General features: G+C 44.2%; 11 protein-coding genes. All 11 read right to left on the bottom strand.

From position 1 onward, the window contains the following. Positions 1 to 3: 3 nt before the first annotated feature. A complete protein-coding gene (locus tag AAFN85_RS22455) occupies positions 4 to 2,310 on the bottom strand; it encodes a glycoside hydrolase family 3 N-terminal domain-containing protein (protein WP_347529912.1) in 2,307 nt (768 codons plus the stop codon). 189 nt (positions 2,311 to 2,499) lie between these two features. Then, positions 2,500 to 4,767, bottom strand: coding sequence for a beta-N-acetylhexosaminidase (locus AAFN85_RS22450; protein ID WP_347529911.1), 2,268 nt, complete (start codon positions 4,765 to 4,767; stop codon positions 2,500 to 2,502). Positions 4,768 to 4,786: 19 nt separating this feature from the next. Beyond that, entirely contained in the window at positions 4,787 to 5,947 is a 1,161-nt protein-coding gene (locus AAFN85_RS22445) for a DUF5009 domain-containing protein (protein WP_347529910.1), read from the bottom strand. A 15-nt stretch (positions 5,948 to 5,962) separates the two neighbouring features. Further along, positions 5,963 to 8,740: a family 78 glycoside hydrolase catalytic domain gene (locus AAFN85_RS22440; protein ID WP_347529909.1), complete on the bottom strand. Its 2,778-nt coding sequence runs from the start codon at positions 8,738 to 8,740 to the stop codon at positions 5,963 to 5,965. Positions 8,741 to 8,913: 173 nt separating this feature from the next. Continuing rightward, complete coding sequence (locus tag AAFN85_RS22435) at positions 8,914 to 10,404, bottom strand: RagB/SusD family nutrient uptake outer membrane protein (protein WP_347529908.1); 1,491 nt, start codon at positions 10,402 to 10,404, stop codon at positions 8,914 to 8,916. A gap of 54 nt (positions 10,405 to 10,458) precedes the next feature. After that, positions 10,459 to 13,806 carry a TonB-dependent receptor gene (locus tag AAFN85_RS22430; RefSeq protein WP_347529907.1) on the bottom strand — a complete coding sequence of 1,116 codons (3,348 nt, stop codon included), beginning with the start codon at positions 13,804 to 13,806 and terminating at the stop codon, positions 10,459 to 10,461. Positions 13,807 to 14,067: 261 nt separating this feature from the next. Then, complete coding sequence (locus AAFN85_RS22425) at positions 14,068 to 15,228, bottom strand: FecR domain-containing protein (protein WP_347529905.1); 1,161 nt, start codon at positions 15,226 to 15,228, stop codon at positions 14,068 to 14,070. A gap of 487 nt (positions 15,229 to 15,715) precedes the next feature. Then, on the bottom strand, positions 15,716 to 16,297 hold the full coding sequence (locus AAFN85_RS22420; protein WP_347529903.1) for an RNA polymerase sigma-70 factor: 582 nt from the start codon (positions 16,295 to 16,297) through the stop codon (positions 15,716 to 15,718). Positions 16,298 to 16,560: 263 nt separating this feature from the next. After that, the gene (locus AAFN85_RS22415; protein WP_347529902.1) at positions 16,561 to 17,184 is read right to left on the bottom strand and encodes a dienelactone hydrolase family protein; all 624 of its coding nucleotides are present in this window, start codon (positions 17,182 to 17,184) and stop codon (positions 16,561 to 16,563) included. A gap of 12 nt (positions 17,185 to 17,196) precedes the next feature. Continuing rightward, positions 17,197 to 18,132, bottom strand: a complete 936-nt coding sequence (locus AAFN85_RS22410; RefSeq protein WP_347529901.1) for a ring-cleaving dioxygenase — start codon at positions 18,130 to 18,132, stop codon at positions 17,197 to 17,199. 349 nt (positions 18,133 to 18,481) lie between these two features. Continuing rightward, on the bottom strand, positions 18,482 to 19,270 hold the full coding sequence (locus AAFN85_RS22405) for an FHA domain-containing protein (RefSeq protein WP_347529900.1): 789 nt from the start codon (positions 19,268 to 19,270) through the stop codon (positions 18,482 to 18,484). Positions 19,271 to 19,287 lie beyond the last annotated feature (17 nt).

Genomic DNA, 19,287 nt, shown 5'->3' with positions numbered 1-19,287 from the left:
CCTCTACTCCTTATATTCCAAAGTTTTCTTTAACACCACATCCTCGGCCGAGCGAGCTATCATTACATCAAATGCGCCGGGTTCGGTTACCAGTTTCATATCGTTATTCCATATGGCAATATCATCAGGCTTTACTGTAAATTTTGCTGTTTTGGTTTCGCCCGGTTTCAGGCCAATCTTGTCAAAACCTTTTAATGCCATTACCGGGGTGGTTACCGAATTAACTTTATTACCAAGGTACATTTGCACAATTTCTTTACCTTCCATGCTTCCGCTGTTGGTCACATCTACCGAAACCGTAACCTCCTGCCCTTTGCCGAAAGACGTTGCAGATAACTGCATATTACTGTACTTAAAAGCGGTATAACTCAAACCATAACCAAACGGAAACAGCACATCAGGCGACGAAAAAACATAATCCTGCCCCGGCTTTTCGGGAGATCCGGAATTATGATAAAAACCTTTGTTGGATGCCACGTGGTTATAAAACACAGGGATATGCCCGGTTGATTGTGGGATGGATACCGTAAGCCTGCCGGATGGATTTACTTTACCAAAGAGGATATTGGCAATGGCATTTCCGCCCCGTTCGCCGGGATACCAGGCTTCAACAATGGCCGGGATGTTTTCTTTTTCCCAACTGATACTTTGCGGGCGGCCATGTACCAACACCAAAATTACCGGCTTTCCGGTTTTATAAACTTCCTGCAGCAGTTCGCGCTGCACGCCATCGGGGTTGATATCGGTAACATCGTAGCCCTCGCCGCAGGTAAAAGGATCTTTAGGTTCACTTTCGGGTGCGTGGCCATTCCAGCCTACTCCCGAGAATACTACACTGGTTGTGCCCAAAACCACTACAACGGCATCACTATTTTTAGCTGTTGCAACAGCGTCATCAAAACCACTTTTATCTGAGCCGGAAAGGGCGCAGCCTTTAGCATAATTAACCTTCACCTTATTGCCAACAAGTTGCTTAATACCATCAAGCACCGTGGTGCCCGAGCGGCTATCGCGCGTTGAACTGTAATCGCCATACTGAACCTGGTTGGCATTAGGCCCAATCACCGCCAGCGATTTTAGATTGTTGATATTAAGCGGCAATAGCTGTTTTTCATTTTTCAGGAGGATGATCGACTCCTCGGCAATTTGCTGCGATAGGGCGATATGATCGGGCGTGTGCACCCGTTTTTTTAACGCCGAGGTATCGGGTAGGGCCTTTTCAAACAAACCTGCTTTAAATTTTATGGTGAGGATGCGGGCGACGGCGCTATCAATTTGAGCCTCCTGTACTTTCCCTGCTTTTACCAGTTCAATTATTTTACCGTACACGTCCGAGCTTGGCGCTTCCAGATCAACGCCGGCATTCAAGCCTATCGGCGCTGCCCCCTCGGCATCTTTGGCGATATGATGGAAAGTATATAAATGCTTTAGGCCTTCATAATCAGAAAACACGTAGCCTTTAAATCCCCATTCCTGCCTTAATATGGTTTGCAGCAACCATTTATTGGCATGGGCCGGTACGCCGTCAATTTCATTATAGGCAGGCATCAGTGCATAGATATTAGCCTTCTGCACGGCATCTTTAAACGGAGGTAAAAACATCGATCGCAATTCGCGTTCCCCTACTGAGGCAGGTGCCAGATTAATCCCCGCTACCGGGATACTATAAGCGGCGAAATGTTTGGCGGTACACATTACTTTATCCTTGCCGATACCGTTTATTGTTTGTGCGGGATCACCCTGCATGCCAATAACAAACGAGGTAACCATACGACTTACGAGATATGGATCTTCAGCATAACATTCCTCATTGCGGCCGTAACGTGGATCACGGATCAAATCGAACAGGGGCGATAAGGCCTGATCAACTCCCGATGAACTGGCTTCATAGGCGATTACCGAACCCATTTTTTCGATGAGCGCCGGGTTCCAAGTACTTCCCTGGGCTATGGCCTGAGGAAAAATAGTTGCACCGGCTGCAAGTTGTCCGTGCAAGCATTCGCCTATTTGTATGGGTGGGATGCCTAAACGTGTTTTTTCTTTAGCATATTTTTTTGCGGAGATGGATAGCGCGGCAATATCATGGATGTTGGTAAAAGGGCTTTCGCAAACGCCGTATGCTATTGTATTTTGCATCGAGCTTTTTAGGGAGTTCATGCTCATCTGGCCTACTTTTTCTTCCAGCGTCATGCGGGCCAGCAGGTCTTTTACCCGCTCGGCTACCGGGGCTTTCGGGTTTTTATAAACCTGCGCAGCGGTGATTTTTATTACAAAAGCAAAGGCGATGAATAGGGCTGTTTTCTTTTGCATAGGTATGATATTACAACACTTAAATCATAAATAGCGAGGGGGCGGTGCGATTCCCCTCTTGAGAGGGGCGGAGGGGTGTGTTATCTGCGTGCGGCTGATCATTCGTATAACACACCCCTGCTCCCGCTCTTTTCCTGCGCGCCCCCTTCTCAAGAGGGGAGCCTATAAGCGTATTTCAAAAAGCATAGTTTAATGCACCAAATAAAACTTCGGATAAAGCTTCTCCCCTCCTGCCACTTTCAACTCAATCAAACTTTGATTTTCATTTGCTTTACCCGCCACATAATGCCCGCTTAAAGCGTATACACCTTTTTTAAGATGCAGCAATGCCTTTTGAGGTTCCACATAAGTATTAAAACCAGGTTTGATCACTTCCACATCATCCACAAACAAAGCAGGCGTTTCTTCAAAACCCGTTGTCAGTTCATAGTCGGCTTCTTTATCTATCTTAATAAAACCTTTAATTTTCACCCAGTTAATGTATTCTTCAGTAACCGGTTTTACAGCGACTATCAAATTGGTTATCCCTGTTTCAAAAGGCTTTTCGTTTTCCAGTTTGGTAAAATCGCGTTCGCGCGTTTTAAATATCTCGTAGGCCATTCCGGGTTTAAGGTTGGCGGCTTTTTCATGGGCAGATTTGATAACCACCCTTTTAATATTTGCCGTTTGGCGGATGTGCTGATCATTCAATGTCCAGGTGGTAAAGGTGCGCAAGCCAATGCTATCCTTTAAAGGCACATTTATTTTTACCGGGAAAGCCACCGAAGCGCTGTTAGCATCAGGCATTTTACCATTCAGGTTATAACGCACTTTAGCGCCTTTTAAAGGATAATTCAGCGTTAAAGCAAAACGGCTTTTATTGGTTACCACATCATCAATGCCATCAATATCGGGCAAACGGGCGTTAAAATTCCAGAGTTTGAACAGACCGTATTGGTTTTTCATTTTCCAGCCGAAACGATCGAGGTTCTTTTCGTTTTTCGGACTCCAGGTTAATTCGGCTACGGCAAGCGCACGTGGGTAAACCATGTATTGCAGATGCTCGGCATTGGGTACTTTCTCGTTCCAGATATTACCTTGCGCGCCTAAAATATATTCAGCTTCGGCATTGGTTAATTCTTTAGATTGAGGTTCGTAGTTATACACCATTTGCCAGGTTACTGGCGGGTTCCAGCCTATCGGTTCCAGATCTTCATTGGCCTGTGGGGCATCAAAGTACATGTATGGCAGGGGTGTCATCACCACATGATGACGCATTTTGGCGGCGGCTATGCCTCCGGCTTCGCCTTGCCAGCTCATTACCGTGGCCGATTCGGCGAGGCCTCCTTGTAGTATCTCATCCCATCCCACCAGGCGTTTATTTTTGGAGAGCAGAAATTTCTCGATCCTTTTGATGAAATAGCTTTGTACTTCTTTTTCGCTTTTCAGGTGTTCGCGTTTCATTAAGGCTACGGCGGTAGGGCTTTTGAGCCAGTCGACCATTTCGGCTTCGTCGCCACCTATGTGTACGTATTGATTTGGGAATAGCTCGATCACTTCGGTCAGCACATCCTCCATAAATTTAAAAGTGTACTCGCTTGGGTCGAGCATACGCACACGGTGTTTAGCTCCTGTCGAATCCTGGCAGCCGAGTTGCGGGTAAGCGAAAATAGCGGCTTCGCTGTGGCCGGGCATTTCAATTTCGGGCAGGATGGTTACAAACCTGTCTTGCGCGTATTTGATCACATCGCGGATCTCATCTTTGGTATAAAAACCGTCCCTGCCTTCATCAACCAGGTTGTCCAGTTTGCGGAACTCGCCGCGTTTAGCATAGTAGCTGATCTTTGAGCCAACTTCGGTAAGCTTAGGGTATTTATCAATCTGGATGCGCCAGCCCTCATCATCAGTTAAATGCCAGTGAAAAGTGTTGAGCTTATAATGCGCCATTACATCGATGTATTTTTTCACTTCATCAACCGTAAAAAAATGACGGCTCACATCCAGGCTCAACCCTCGCCAACCAAAACGGGGCTGATCTGCAATGGTACAGGCCGCAACTTTTAAAGGCACACCTTTATCCGTAGGTAACAACTGGATAAGCGATTGCACCCCATAAAATACACCTGCACCATTACCGCTAATACTTACAGAAGCAGTTGAAACATGCATGGTATAAGCCCCTTCCTGGTTTGACCATACATTGTTTAAGCTGATGGGTGTTTTAGCCGGGATCTGCTCATATACCTTCACCGTAGTTTGGAAACCATAATTTTGGTTGAGGTAATCCTGCAGATATCGGCCTACCGGTTCGGTTTCCTTATTTACGCCGATAATGGCATTTTTCCCTAAAACAATACTCCCCGCGCCAGCCTTCAGGCTCACAGGTTGCGGTATAATATGGAACTGCGCGTTTGCCGTTGCCGATAAAAACAAGGCTGTAAATAGCAGGATATATTTAATTGATGGAATTTTGTACATATCTAAAAGGCAGGCAGGATTATATTTTAACAGTGATATTCTTTTTATAAAGCACCCAAACCGGAATAAAAATGATCAACACGGTAAGGATAGCCCCCGCCAATGAAGCATTCTCCGGCGACAGATACGGCACAAACGCGTTGTTGTAAACAAACGACCATAAATTGGTTTTCCCTACCGGGATAGCCGCTATTACCGCAGGTATAACATCGGCCAATACATAGGCAGCTATAGCATTTCGCCCGAAAGCCAAAAATGATGGCAATAAGGCTTTATTTCCTTTTATGTCGATAAACCAATAAGATAATGCGAGGATGATAATGGCTAACCCAGCGGTCAATAACACAAAGGAGCTTGTCCAGAGCTGTTTGTTGATAGGGAAAAATGTATTCCAAATGAGGGCTAATACGATGAGGACTATCCCCGCTCCCATCATTTTAAACAGATCGGTACTGGTTTTGAATTTACCGGTTTTAAGCCAGGTACCGGTAAATACGCCCAACAAGCAGGTGGCAACTGCAGGTATAGTGCCCAATAAACCCTCCGGATCCCAGGTTTTGGATGAGCCCCAGAGGTGGTTTTCGGTAAATACCAACCTATCTATCCATGCACCTAAATTGGTTGCCGGTTCGAGGTTTGGTGTACCAAAACCCGGTACAGGCACCAGCGTCATCAATAAATAATAGCCTATTAGGCAGCTAACGGCAATAATTACCTGAGTACGGATGCCGGTTTTAATGTACAGCAAGGCAGTTATGCCAAATACGAGCCCGATGCGCTGCAACACACCGGGAATGCGCAAATGCGCGAATTGAAAATCGTTTATCAGGGGCAGGCAGATGCCAAGTGCTATGATAATAACAGTTCGGCGTAAAATGGATAGTAGCAATTTGCTGTGGTTTTCAACCTCTGCTTTTTTGCTTTCCATGGCGTACACAATGGATACGCCAACCATGAACAGGAAAAAAGGAAAAACCAGATCGGTAGGTGTGCAACCGTTCCATTTGGAATGTTCAAGCGGCCAGTATATATGGCCCCAATCGCCGGGGTCGTTTACCAATATCATGGCAGCTACGGTAAATCCCCTAAAAAAATCGAGCGATAAAAGTCTCGGGCGTTTTGTTTTTGGTGTGCTTGATTCCTGTGCGGGTTGCTGAGGGTTGAATACGATAGTTGCCATTATGCCTGATCCTGCTTAACTGTTCTTTTTATGAGTTTTTAAAATATATTTAAACTGATAGGTGCCTGAACCGATATCCATTTGCAAATCGCTGCCGGTGGCAGGTTTAATATTGGTAATATCCTTACTGGTGGTAATATCAGCATTCCCTTCAGTAACCGGGCCGTCAACAGCCGGAAGCGTCACCACTGCCGAAGTATTTGGTGGTACGATCACATCTAAAGTAAAAATACCATTATCAATACTCCAGGCTGATTTTACCTTGCCGTATAGGGTTTCCAGCTCGGCATGGGCGTTGGTTAACTTGCCACCTGGATGCGGGAAAATATTGATCTTATGAAAACCGGGGTCGCCCTCATCTGTGCTGATACCGGCAACTACGCGGTACATCCAATCGCCAATAGCACCGTAGGCATAGTGGTTAAATGAGTTCATTTCGGGGTCTTCGAAAGTGCCGTTGGGTTTGATGCCGTCCCAGCGCTCCCAAATAGTAGTAGCTCCGTTTTTAACAGGATAAAGCCATGATGGGTATGATTCCTTCATCAACAGATCGTAAGCAACATCCGTATGACCGAAGCGACTTAACACGTGGCAAATGTAGGGCGTACCTAAAAAACCGGTGGTTATATGCTCGTCGTAATCCTCAATATTATCAACCAGTCTTTTGGCTGCAGATGCACGTAAATTTTCCGGCAGCAGATCGAAATTTAAAGCTAACACATAAGATGTTTGTGTTCCTGAGATCATGCGGCCATTGGGCGTAACATACTCGGCCAAAAAAGCTTTTTTAATATCGGCCAGCAAGGCGGTGTACTTTTTAACGTCATCCTGCTTGCCCAATATATTGGCGGTGTTGATCACCAATTGGGTTGAGTAAGCATAGAAAGCCTGTGCTATCAGGTTTTTATCGGTAAGGGCGGCACCATCGGCATAATCGGTACCGGCGTAAAACAGCCAGTCGCCAAAGTGGTTACCGGTATCCCAGAGACCTGCGCGGGTGTGGGCGGTTATGTAGCCTACCCAGGCGGTCATGCTGGCGTATTGATCTTCCAGTACCTTTTTATCGCCGTAGGCCAGGTATATGTTCCAGGGTGCTATGGTAGCCACATCGCTCCAACCCGAAGCAGCTGATAGGCTTTTATCAAGTAGCACATCGGGTATCACATATGGAACGGCTCCGTTCTTAAGCTGATCGGCCGAAAGATCTTTCAGCCATTTGGTAAAAAATCCGGCCACATCCATATTGAATGTCGCGGTACGGGAAAAAGCCTGCGCGTCCCCTGTCCAGCCCATGCGTTCATCTCGTTGGGGGCAATCGGTAGGTACATCAATAAAGTTTCCTTTTTGTCCCCATTGAATATTATGTTGTAATTGATTGATGAGCGGGTTTGAGGTAGAAAAGCTACCTGTTTGCGCCATATCCGAATACAAGGCAAAGGCCGCCACGCTTGTGGAATCGATTGGGCCGTTATAACCCACTATTTTCAAATACCTAAACCCTTGAAAAGTAAAATGCGGTTCGAAGGTTTCAACGCTATCGCCTTTAAATACATAAGTATTTTCCTGCTTAGCAGTACGAAGGTTTTTGGTATAGAAATTTCCTTGCTGATCCAATACCTCGGCATGGAATAATTTGACACTATCACCCGCTTTGGCCTTAAATTTAAACTGCACCCAGCCTACCAGGTTCTGCCCAAAATCAACAACTTTTTCGCCTGCGGGAGTAGTGAACACCTTAAGCGGCTTAAACATTTCGTGCTTACGCACCGGCGGACCAAACATCGCCACCAAATTCTCCTTAACAGTATCGGTACGTACCGAATCCCAGGCAGCATCTTTATAAGCAATGGTCGACCATCCTTTCTTCTCCTTACGGGCATCGTAAACCTCGCCATCAAAAAACGATGACGAGCGGATAGGCCCATAAGCTACCTTCCATGTTTTATCCGAATTGATCAGTACCCGTTTGCCGTTGGTATAAACTATCTCAAGCTGAAACAGCAAACCTAATTTACTGCCATACACATCTTTTTTACGATTATAGGTATAGCCACGGTACCAGCCATCGCCAAGGGTTACTCCTACGGCGTTATCGCCTTTCAGCAAATCGGCAGTTACATCATATACCTGGTATTGCAGGCGCTTGTTGTAGCTTGTCCATCCGGGGGCAAAATAATCATTGCCGATGCGTTTGCCATTAAACTGGGCTTCGTACAAGCCATGCGCGGTGATGTATAAGTGCGCGGCACGTACTTTATGATCGAGTTTGAAAGTTTTGCGGAACATGGGGCTTGGGCCGCCGGTAGTATCCGAAAGATAATTATCTTCGATCCATTTCGCGCTCCAATCAGATGGTTTAAGCAAACCCATTTTCCATGAGTTAACCATGCTCCATGGTGTAACCTGCTGCCGATTGTTCCAGATGCGTACCTGCCAGTAAACTTTTTGGCGTGAGGCCAACATAGGGCCACCATACGGTACATGCAATGATTCGTTAGAAGTTACTTTGCCCGATGTCCAGATCAGGTCTTTACCTTTTAATAAAGAGACGGCGTTACTACCAACCCTTACTTCGTAAGCGGTTTGCTGGATATTACGATCGCGGGTGAGCAGCTTCCAGCCAAGGCGCGGGTTAGCCTCATCAACAGAAATGGGGTTTATTTTATATTCACACACCAGGTTATCAACCCGGAACGGCGGCGGAACGGGGGGCGCTTTTTGCGCTTGTGCAACAGTTATCGGCAGATACGAAAAAAGCAATAGAATTACGCGTGTGCATACCTTTTTACACATACCTTTTAGGGGTTTAATAGTTTATGCTATTAAATATACTTTAACAGCCATATTGTTTTGTATGCAACGGTAATTTTTTCGAGCAAGGCGCCAAAACCGATACATTCAAATGCAATATACAGTATAAACGTATTATGGCCGGGTAAAAGTTTTACCCGGGCCATGTAACATTCTTAGTGTTCGAGGTTGGATTGATTAAGCGGATATTGAAACAACAAACGGATGTTGCTGTATGCTGCCGAATTGATCTGCCATGAATCGTTTTTGTACGCCCTTTCGCTGGCAGCATGCGCTTTCATAACATCGGCAGCTTTGCCGGTACGCAGCAAATCAAACCAGCGGTGGTTTTCAAACGCAAGCTCAACCTGGCGTTCATGAGCTATGGCAGCACGGAACTGCTCCTGTGTGGTTACGTTAAGATCGGGATTGGAATTACCTACCGATTTAGGATCCAAACCGGCACGCTGCCTTACCATGTTAAGATATTTGAAAGCATCACTGCTTCCAAAGCCCTGCTCGTTCAAACATTCGGAGAGCATCAGGTAAACATCCGAGTAGCGATACACCGGAAAATTGCTGCCTGTGATACCTTTTTCGGCTCCGATACTTTGGAATTTTTTAATAAAGGGCAAATCGATGCCATATTCATCAGATGTAAAATCTACCAAAGAGGCATCTCTGCGTTGATCTCCATCTTCATAAGCATTAACCAGATCTTGAGTTGGTATGTTCCAGCCGTTTTGAGCGTTATTATCAACAGTATGGCCGGTTATATCCTCGTCGTAATAATCCCAGGGAATAAATGTATCCACAAAATCTGACCCCAAACCATTTGGACCTTCAATATATTGGATCTCGAAGATCGATTCCGGTCCGTTTTCCTTTTTTATGTCAAAATTATCCGCATAATCGGTATTCAAGCTGTAAGCTCCGGAAGAGATCACTTCTCGCAAAAGCGGAATGGCTAGGTCAAACTTCTTTTGGGTCATATAAACCTCAGCCAACATGGTTTCTGCAGCGCCTTTGGTTGCACGCCCCTTATCCGCTGTCGACGGATATTTTACAGGCAACTTGGTTATAGCAGCCTGGGCATCAGCAATGATTTGAGTATATATAGATGCTGCCGGTGATTTTGTAGACAGATCATACGCATCCCCTACCGATTTAGGTTCGGTCAATACCAAAGGTATATCGCCAAACACACGCACCAGGTTAAAGTAATTAAACGCGCGTAAAAACAAAGCCTGTCCGCCAATAGTATCTGCTACGGCCGCGTCAAGTTTAGCAGCCGGCAAACGGTTAATGATAACGTTACACCTGCCGATATCTGTAAAACACGAACCAAAAAATGATTCAACAATATCGTTGTTATTTAACTCCCTAAACTCGTCAAGTTCCTCTTTACTTGTGCCTGATCTGTCGTAAGGATCGTATTCGTACGAAGTATTGTCTGAACGCATCTCGCCCATAGCCCAAAATGAGCCGGTGTATAAGCCCTGAAGCGGGGCGTATGCGCCATTGATGGCCTGTACAAACTGTGCCTTTGTTTTGAAAAAATTACTGCTGTTTTGAGTATCAGTAGGCTGCAGATTAAGATAATCTTTTTTGCAGCCATAAAAAGTAATAGCTGCCAGCGTAAGAAAAAGGTATATACTTTTTTTCATGTTTTTAATGCTTAAGGTTTGCTCAATCAAAATTTCATTGATCACTTTTAAAGGCTAAAATGTTACGTTACAGCCCAAAGTATAAACTGCCGAAACCGGATATCCTGTAAAGTTTACATTAGGCGATAAGGAACGGTTGCCCTGCTGACCTTCGATGCCAACTTCCGGGCTGCCCCCTTTATATCCTGTTATTAAAATGGCGTTTTGAGCACTAAAATATACCCTGAAATTTTTACTGAATTTGGTTTTGAAATTATAGCCCAGGTCGATGTTCTTAACCATTAAATACGAGTTGTTCTCTACCCAATACGACGGATAAAAATCGCGTGCAAGCCCTGTGTTTGATGTTGTTGTTGGCAACAAACCGGCTCCGCGCTGTTGTGGCGAACGCCAGCGGGCTATAACACTTTGCTCTACGTTAAAAATACCATCTAAATTGGTGGTGAACTGTTTATACATATCAAAAACATGTCCGCCTACCGAACCCGCAGATATGATATTCAGATCAAATTGCTTATAGCTGAAGTGGTTGTTAAAACCAAAGGTAAATTTAGGCCAGGGATTTCCTATAGGCACCTGGTCTTTCCCATCAATCACACCATCGCCATTAACATCTTTGTATCGTACATTACCTACATTTTCACCGTCAAAGTGTGGGTATTTGTCAAGTTCGGCCTGGCTTTGAAATATCCCTTCAAATATATATCCGTAAAACTGCCCAAGTGGTAATCCCACCAAAGTAATGCTGGTTGGGTTATCGTTTGCTGGCGCGTCATAAATTTGAGGCGTAGGGCCAAGACTTATAACCTTATTACGGTTAAATGATATGTTGAAATCGGTAGTCCAGTTAAAGCCTTTACCAACTATATTTTTGGTAGTTACCGTAAATTCAAAACCACGGTTACGTACGTTACCTACGTTAGATAAAGCACCTCCGTAACCCGAAGCAATTGGAATAGGGATATATTGTAATAATCGTTCGGTAAAACGGTTATAGTATTCGGCAATCAGATACACCCTGCCTTTAAATAAGGAAAGGTCCATGCCGATATCGAGTTGCTTGGTTGTTTCCCAACCTACTTCGGCATTGCCAAGATCGGTAATTGATTTACCCGGGGCCAAAACTCCGCCAAAAGTATAGTTCGTTTCATCTACAGAAGCTATGTAATCATAGTTACCTACGCTGTTGTTACCAGCATGCCCGTAACTGGCGGTAAACTTCATCTGATCGATAAGATCTGTTTTTGGAAAAAATGATTCATCAGATATACGCCACCCCGCAGATACTGAAGGGAAAGTACCCCACCTGTGCCCAGGCGCAAATCTTGATGACCCATCCCGGCGTATAGACGCGCTCAATAAATATTTATCTTTAAATGCATAATTCACCCTGCCTATCAGGGATAATAGCCGCCACTCTTCATCGGTAGAATTTGCTGTAATAATTGTTGCGGCCCTTACAGACTGAATTACATCATCCGGGTAACCGGTACCATAAGTTAGGCGATAATGATTGGTTTCCTGTTGTATGGAATAATCGCCTAAAACAGTAAGTGTATGGTTTCCCCATGTTTTTTTGTAAGTGATGGAGTTTTCACTTAACCAGTTAAATGAATTTGAGGAGTTAAACGATCCAATAGCTTTAACCTGGGTTCCGTCTTTATTAGCAGCCCTAAAGCTTCCAAGATATGAGGGGCGGAAGTAATCGCCATTACTACTTTGATAATCAATACCAAAAGTAGATTTCACATCCAAACCTTTAATAACCTCCCAGTTTACATAAGTATTGGCAAGCGTGCGGAATTGCGCATATTTATTAGTTGTATTAACCAATTCGCTCACCGGGTTAGCATTTAATGCAGTACCTGGTATATTCTCGTTCCCTGCCGATCCTACAACATTGGTGTAAGAACCATCGGGTTGTTTTACCGGGGTAAGTGGACTTTCGAGATAAGCCTGGCTCAATATAGCCTGATCAAAATGACCATCGGTTTGCTGCAATTTCCTTTGGCTATAAGTAGGTGCAATACTTAAACCGGCGGTAACGCCTTTAAACAAATCGGCATCCATATTGGCTTTTATCGAATATCTTCTGAAGCCCGTATTAAGTACCGTTCCCTGCTGATCGAAATAGCCTAATGAAAATAAGGACCGTACTTTGTCTGTTCCGTTAGATACCGTAACATCGTAGTTTTGCATAGGTGCAGTGCGGGTAACCGCGTCATACCAATCGGTACCTTTACCAAGCGCTTTTGGATTTCTGAAAGCCTCGGGAACCTGATCCATAGTAAAAGGCACCCCATTTACCTTGTCCAGATCTTGTAATGCTTCAATACGCCACTGTGCGTATTGTTCGGCCGTCATCATTTTCAACTTGCTTTTAGCCAATATGGATTGAACACCTGTTGAGGTATTTACAGAAACATTTGATTCTCCCTTTTTAGCCCTTTTGGTAGTGATCAAAATAACACCATTTGAACCGCGCGAACCATATATAGCTGTAGAAGCCGCATCTTTCAATACGCTTATGTTTTCAATATCATCAGGATTAATGGTACTTAATGGGTTAGAGTACTGATCAAACCCCGGAGAGATCGGGAAGCCATCTACTACGTATAATGGATCATCGCCCGCACCAATTGAACCTGCGCCACGGATATTTACAGAAACACCACCACCCGGCGTACCGGTTACCTGGTTTACAGTAACACCGGCCAACTGACCGGCCAGTTTCAGATCAACGCTGGCTGCTTTGATCTCTTTGATATTACTCATTTTTACCGAACCTACCGCACCGGTAACATCCTTACGTTCCTGGTTACCGTAGCCTACTACTACAACTTCTTTAAGCTCTTTATTATCCTCGCCCAAAACCACGTTGATGCTTGTTCTTTTATTAACAGGCTCTTCTTTGGTTTGGAAGCCGATGAAGGTAAAAACCAGGGTGGCGTTATCTTCGGCACTTAGGGTAAACTTGCCGTCTATATTTGTTACCGCGCCCACGTTGGTTCCTTTTACTCTAACGTTTACACCAGGTAGAGGCTGGTTTTTATCATCAACAACAGTACCTGTTATGGTTATAGGTGCTACTTTCTCGGTCTCGGCAGCATCTTTTTTATTTACTATGATGTTTTTATTTTCTATAACATAGGTTAAAGGCCCATCTTTAAAACATTGTTTTAAGGCATCATCTAACGATGCATTCGCAAGCTGCAGGGAAATAGGCTTAGCTTTCGAGATGTCTTTGTACCTGTAAAAGAAATAGTAACCGCTTTGCTTTTCAATCGCCTTGAAAGCTTTGTCGATACTGATCGACTTTTCGCTCAACGTGATAGATTGTGAAAAACTTTTAGCGCTTAACTGCAAACAACCGATAGTAATTAATAAGACCGTTAATCTCATGGTCAAAAATAGATTTGAATAGGTACCTGTGGCACTAAATACTTTACCAGTAAAGTTTAAATGCATAACTTCGTAATGTTTGGGTTAAAAATTGAGTTAACGAAATACGACAAGCTTGATCCACAACATTATGCCGGAAGCGTTGCAGCGCTTCCGGCTTTTTCATTAGGACAAGGGATTTAGGTTGGAACTTCTTTTTAAGAGCTTAGTTAGTGTTTTTTCATAGGTTTGAGTAGGGTTTAAATTCAGTATCCGGTTATTTTAAGGGGTAACAATTATCTTTTTGTTCTCTATCCTAAAACGCACATGGCTCAACTCCAAAATGTGCAACACCTGCGATAGTTTTACATCGCGCCTGATCTTACCAACAAACTCATCGTCAGGTATTTTACCTTCGTACACCACCTCGGTATCATACCACCTCGAAAGCTCTTTCATAATATCTTGTATGTTCGATCGGTTAAAGTTGAACAGGCCGTTTTTCCAGGCCAGCTCTTCGTCCGTATCAACATCAATTACTTTAATACCATTATCATTAATAATGCCCTGCTGTCCAGGCTTAAGCGTATTGCTTACATCGCCGCGGGTTATTTTAACCGCCCCTTCAAGCAGGGTAGTTTTTATTGCGTTATCATCACTATAAGCCGAAACGTTAAAGTGCGTACCCAATACCCTAACCTGGGCATCTTTAGCCTGCACAATAAAGGGCTTCGTTTTATCATGGGCTACCTCAAAATACCCTTCGCCGGTTAGCACAACATCGCGCTCATTGCCCGAAAATGTGGTCGGGAATTTTAGCGATGACGCCGCGTTCAGAAAAACCTTGGTACCATCGGGCAAAACCACATGATATTGGCCTCCTCTTGGGGTACATATAGTGTTATAAGCAAGGGCACCAGCCGGAGCATGATCTTTATCAGAATCGGTATAAACTACCTGTCCGTCATCGGTTTTATTAATGCTGATATCACCGCTTTGATTAAGTAAACCTATTTTAGCCGAATCTAATATCACTTTTTGCCCGTTGGCCAGGGTTAAAACGGCCCTGTTTTCGCCCGGATCAACATCGTGTTTTACTATCTGCTTGTTTAAGGCAAGCTGATCTGAATGCTGATGTTTGCTAACCCAATGATAAACCGCTGTACCCATCACCGCGACAGCGGCAACAGCGGCAGCCACGTTACGGAAACGATGCAGGTTTACAATTTTAGGCTGAGCTATAGGTTCGGGCTGAGCAATAGCCTGCCTGATATTGGCCAGCATTTTATCTTCCAGTTCCTGCTTTACACCTAAAACTTTTTCATCCCATTCGGCATCACCCTGAAAACTTTCAAAAAAAACAGATAACTGTTCCTTTTCCGCGGTAGTAGCCTGCCCGGCAAGGTATTTATCTATCAGTTTTAAAAATTCGTGTTTTTGCAAAATATTGGTTTTAGTAGGGAGAGTAAAAAACAGGGGGTATCCCCTACGCGGAAATAAAAAAAATTAAAATATTTTTTTGAGGGGAGAAGAAATTGATCTGAAAACTAATATATCCTCAACGTCATTCCGAGTAAGTAAAAGCTGTCGCCTCCGAAGGATTATATGACATTATGGGGTCGGCCTGTCACCCTGAGTAAGGTTTATTTGCGCGCAAATAATAGCATTGCAGATGACATTTTTGTGCATCTGATTATCAACACGTTATAGACTTGTCAATGGCAGCTTGTCGAAGGGTCGCGCGCTGAGGCCCTGCCCACCATGCATCGACAAGCTCAGCATGACACCCATTTTTAAACATGTCATGGGTAGGCACGAAGCAATCGCGAACTATACAGGGTGGATTTGCTTAGCCCCTCCGCCTCTTGGGGATTGCTTCGTACCTCGCAATGACGGCGTTTAGTGTACGGTCGGATGAAGAGTTATGATATTATTTATCCAACAAAAACATCAACGCCCCCATAATAAAGGCTGCCCCTAAAGAACCACGCAGCTCACGCAAGGCCTTCGTTAAGTGATTTTCAACAGTTTTAGTTGAGATATTCAGCTGCATTGCTATTTGCTTATGACTAAGGCACTCCTCCCTGCTAAGCTTATAAACCTCGCGGCATTTATCAGGCAGGGTATCAATAACCCGGTTTATTTGTAACAGAAGTTCCTTATGTTCGATGCTTCCGTAAGCGGTTGGGGTATGAAGGCGCTCTATCAGATCGTCGAAAATTTCGCTCCGCACCGAACCGGTTTTTATTTGACGGTAAACACCATAACGTACCGAAGCGTAAAGATATGCTTTAAGCGATACGCTGATCTGCACCTCGGCCCGACAATCCCAGAGCTTAATAAATAATTCCTGGATAATGTCTTCGCAGGCCTGCCTGTCTTTTAAAATATTATAAGCCGAACTAAAAAGAGAGGCCCAATACCGTTTATAAATAATGGTAAGTGCCGCTTCGTCATCAGCTTTTAACAAGCCAATGAGTTGTCCGTCACTCATCAATATTTTATCCGGCATAGTTTGTAAATTACGTTAATAGCAAATTTTACGCTAAAATTACTTAAATATTAATTTAATATACTCAAAAAGTATAAATCGTATTAGTAACTAACTGTGAATTGTTTAGCTCTTCAATTGTGGCTTATAATATTTGCTTAAAATAGTTTAACGAGATAGAAAAGAGAAAAAAGTATCCGTGTTGTTACAAAAATGTAAATAAACAAAAGAGGCCACCCCTCCGGGCGACCTCCACTCTTTAAAACACTCAACTCTGAAAATAATTATCTTTTTAAAATAGCGTTGGCTAACTCTAACTCTTCGCCGGTTATGGTATGCGGACGGCCTTTGTATATTTTCAAAGTAACATCTGCCTTTAATCCTTTTAAAATATCAACGCTTTCATTAACCCTGCTCACCGGTACATGTGGGTCAGGATCGCCTGTAGTGATCAATACCGGGGTGTTACCAAAATCGCCCTTGTAGCTTTCGTTTACCGGTTTTTCGCCTATCAGTCCGCCGGTGAGGGCAATGATACCACCATACCTGCCAGCGTTACGTGTTGTATATTCGAGCGTTAAACATGCGCCTTGTGAAAAGCCAAGGAAATAGATGTTTTCCTGCGCTATGCCTTGCTGTTTCAGATCATCAACTACACTGCCGATAACCTCAAGGGCCGAATCAAGCGCCGGTTGGTTATTCTCAACCGGAGCAAGGAAACTATATGGATACCAGCTATGCTCAGTAGCCTGCGGTGCAACGATGGCAAAATCTGCCAGATCCAAATGATCTTTAAGCGATATGATGCCCGATGCTGAAGCGCCCCTGCCGTGCAGCATGATGATGGCTTTTTTGGCTTGTTCGGCGGGTACGCCCGCCGAAACAACCTGTTTTGTGTGCCTGTACATAATTAACATTCCTTATACTAACGATGGCAATGCTTTTTCTAATTCGCCGCGCAAGTGTTCATGCTGTGCAGGCAATTTTAAACCTGTGCCTAATAATTCTACCGGTTCGTCAACCGCGAAGCCTGGATTATCTGTAGCTATTTCAAATAATACGCCACCTGGTTCGCGGAAATATAATGAGTAGAAATAGTTCCTGTCTATTTTATCGGTGATGTGCAAACCGAGTTTCGCGATTTTTTCACGGTATTCCATCAATACTTTTTCGTTGGGTACACGGAAAGCAACGTGGTGAACTGAACCACCAGCCACATGCCCGGCAACTTCTCCCGGAACTTCAACCAGATCAACTATCGCAGCATTTTCAACCGCATCTGTTATAAACCTGTAACGGTTAACATGTTGTTCCAACAAACGGTAGCCTAAAACATCAGTCAGGATTTTGGCAGTAGCCTCAATTTTGTTTGATGTAATGGTGATACTGTGGAAACCTTTGGTGGCGTTAGCAGCGGTTACTTCGGCAGTTTCCCATGGTGTACGGTTGTCGGCTGTTTTTGGCACAATCAACTCAAATTTCAAACCATCAGGATCGAGGAAGGTAAGGTATTGTTCGCCAAATTTTTCGGCCGGTTTGTTATAGATCACGTTGTTATCTTCAAACCTTTTCAACCAGAAATCCAAACTGCCGTCAGGTACTGAATAACCAATTTCGGTTACCTGCCTTGCACCACGACGGCCGGTTGAGATGCCTTCCCAGGGGAAGAAAGTAAGGATAGAGCCGGGCGTACCGTTTCCATCGCCATAGTATAAGTGGTAGGTACCGGGATCATCAAAGTTTACGGTTTTTTTAACCAACCTTAAGCCCAGTACACGTGTATAAAAATCATAGTTTTTTTTGGCGTTACCAGCAATTGCAGTGATGTGGTGAATGCCGTTTATAGTGTTTTCCATTGTCTTCGTTGTTTTTAAAATCTGTAATAACTGCTTTGTTATTATGATTCAAAATTACAGCGGATATGGCGCGGGACACTTGATGTAGGATAAGAAAAATGGGGAGGGGGATTTTTTGGGAGAACATTGTTCTAAATTCCCTCCCTCGGGAGGGGCGCGGCAGGCGGTGTAGTGGCAGGGAGGGGTTTGTGCGCCATGTATATCGGTTTACTTGGCGTATAAACCCCTCCCTACACCCTCCCAGAGGAGGGAATCGCACGAGGCCACGCTTTTTAATTCCTCAGCACCAATTCTAACAACACTGAGCAATACTCTCAGCAATGACGAGAGTTTTCACATTCAACTAATCTCACTTCACCGCACTAAACAAAAACACCGCTGATTCTCCTAAAATAACCTGATCCCCTTCATGAAGCGGGTGCCCTATCTGGGTGGAGTTGAGCTTGATCATTTTACCATCGGCGGCTACGTGGATCTTTGTTTTATTACGGGGAGGAACACCGCCATCATCGGCGAAGATCATGAAACGTTCGCTTTCCAAATCAAACTCGATATGGGCATGCTGACGGCTAATGTATTTATTGCTTTCATCCTTGCTATCACCAGGGAAAACCAATTGATTTAACCTGAACGAGCCATTTTCCGTAACGGATTTTTTATCCCTGCCGATGTTCAATTTAGGATCAGAGGCTTTGATCAGGTATTCTTCCTGCTCGGCTTCGCCGTTTAATATCCTTAAATAGGCCACAAAAGCGGCAGAATTATGAGCTACCTGTTTGCGGGTATTCATAATGAAAGCCACATCCAGATCAGGCGATCGGCGGGCATCTGATGGCGGACGGTCTACAAATTCAACATCAAGTGTCCAATCGTTGGGCAGGTTGATGGCAAAATCATCGGCAATGCGCTGAATCTCGTTTCTGAACAACTGTTTATCCTGAATGTAAACAGCACCTTCATACATGCTAAGATCTTCGGTATGGTTATCGATAAAAAGCTTTAGTTCCTTGATATGGCCACCCTCGCCACCTTCAATTTTTTGCAGCGATTCTTTGATGAAACGCAATATCGCCTCGCGAAGACTTTTCACATCATGAGGTTGATTATCGTCGCTTTTTCTGAATAAATTAAATACCATACGCTATTCCTTTCTGC

It is taken from the genome of Mucilaginibacter sp. CAU 1740, from assembly GCF_039839285.1.
Classification (GTDB): domain Bacteria; phylum Bacteroidota; class Bacteroidia; order Sphingobacteriales; family Sphingobacteriaceae; genus Mucilaginibacter.
This window is presented reverse-complemented; position numbering and strand designations above follow the sequence as displayed.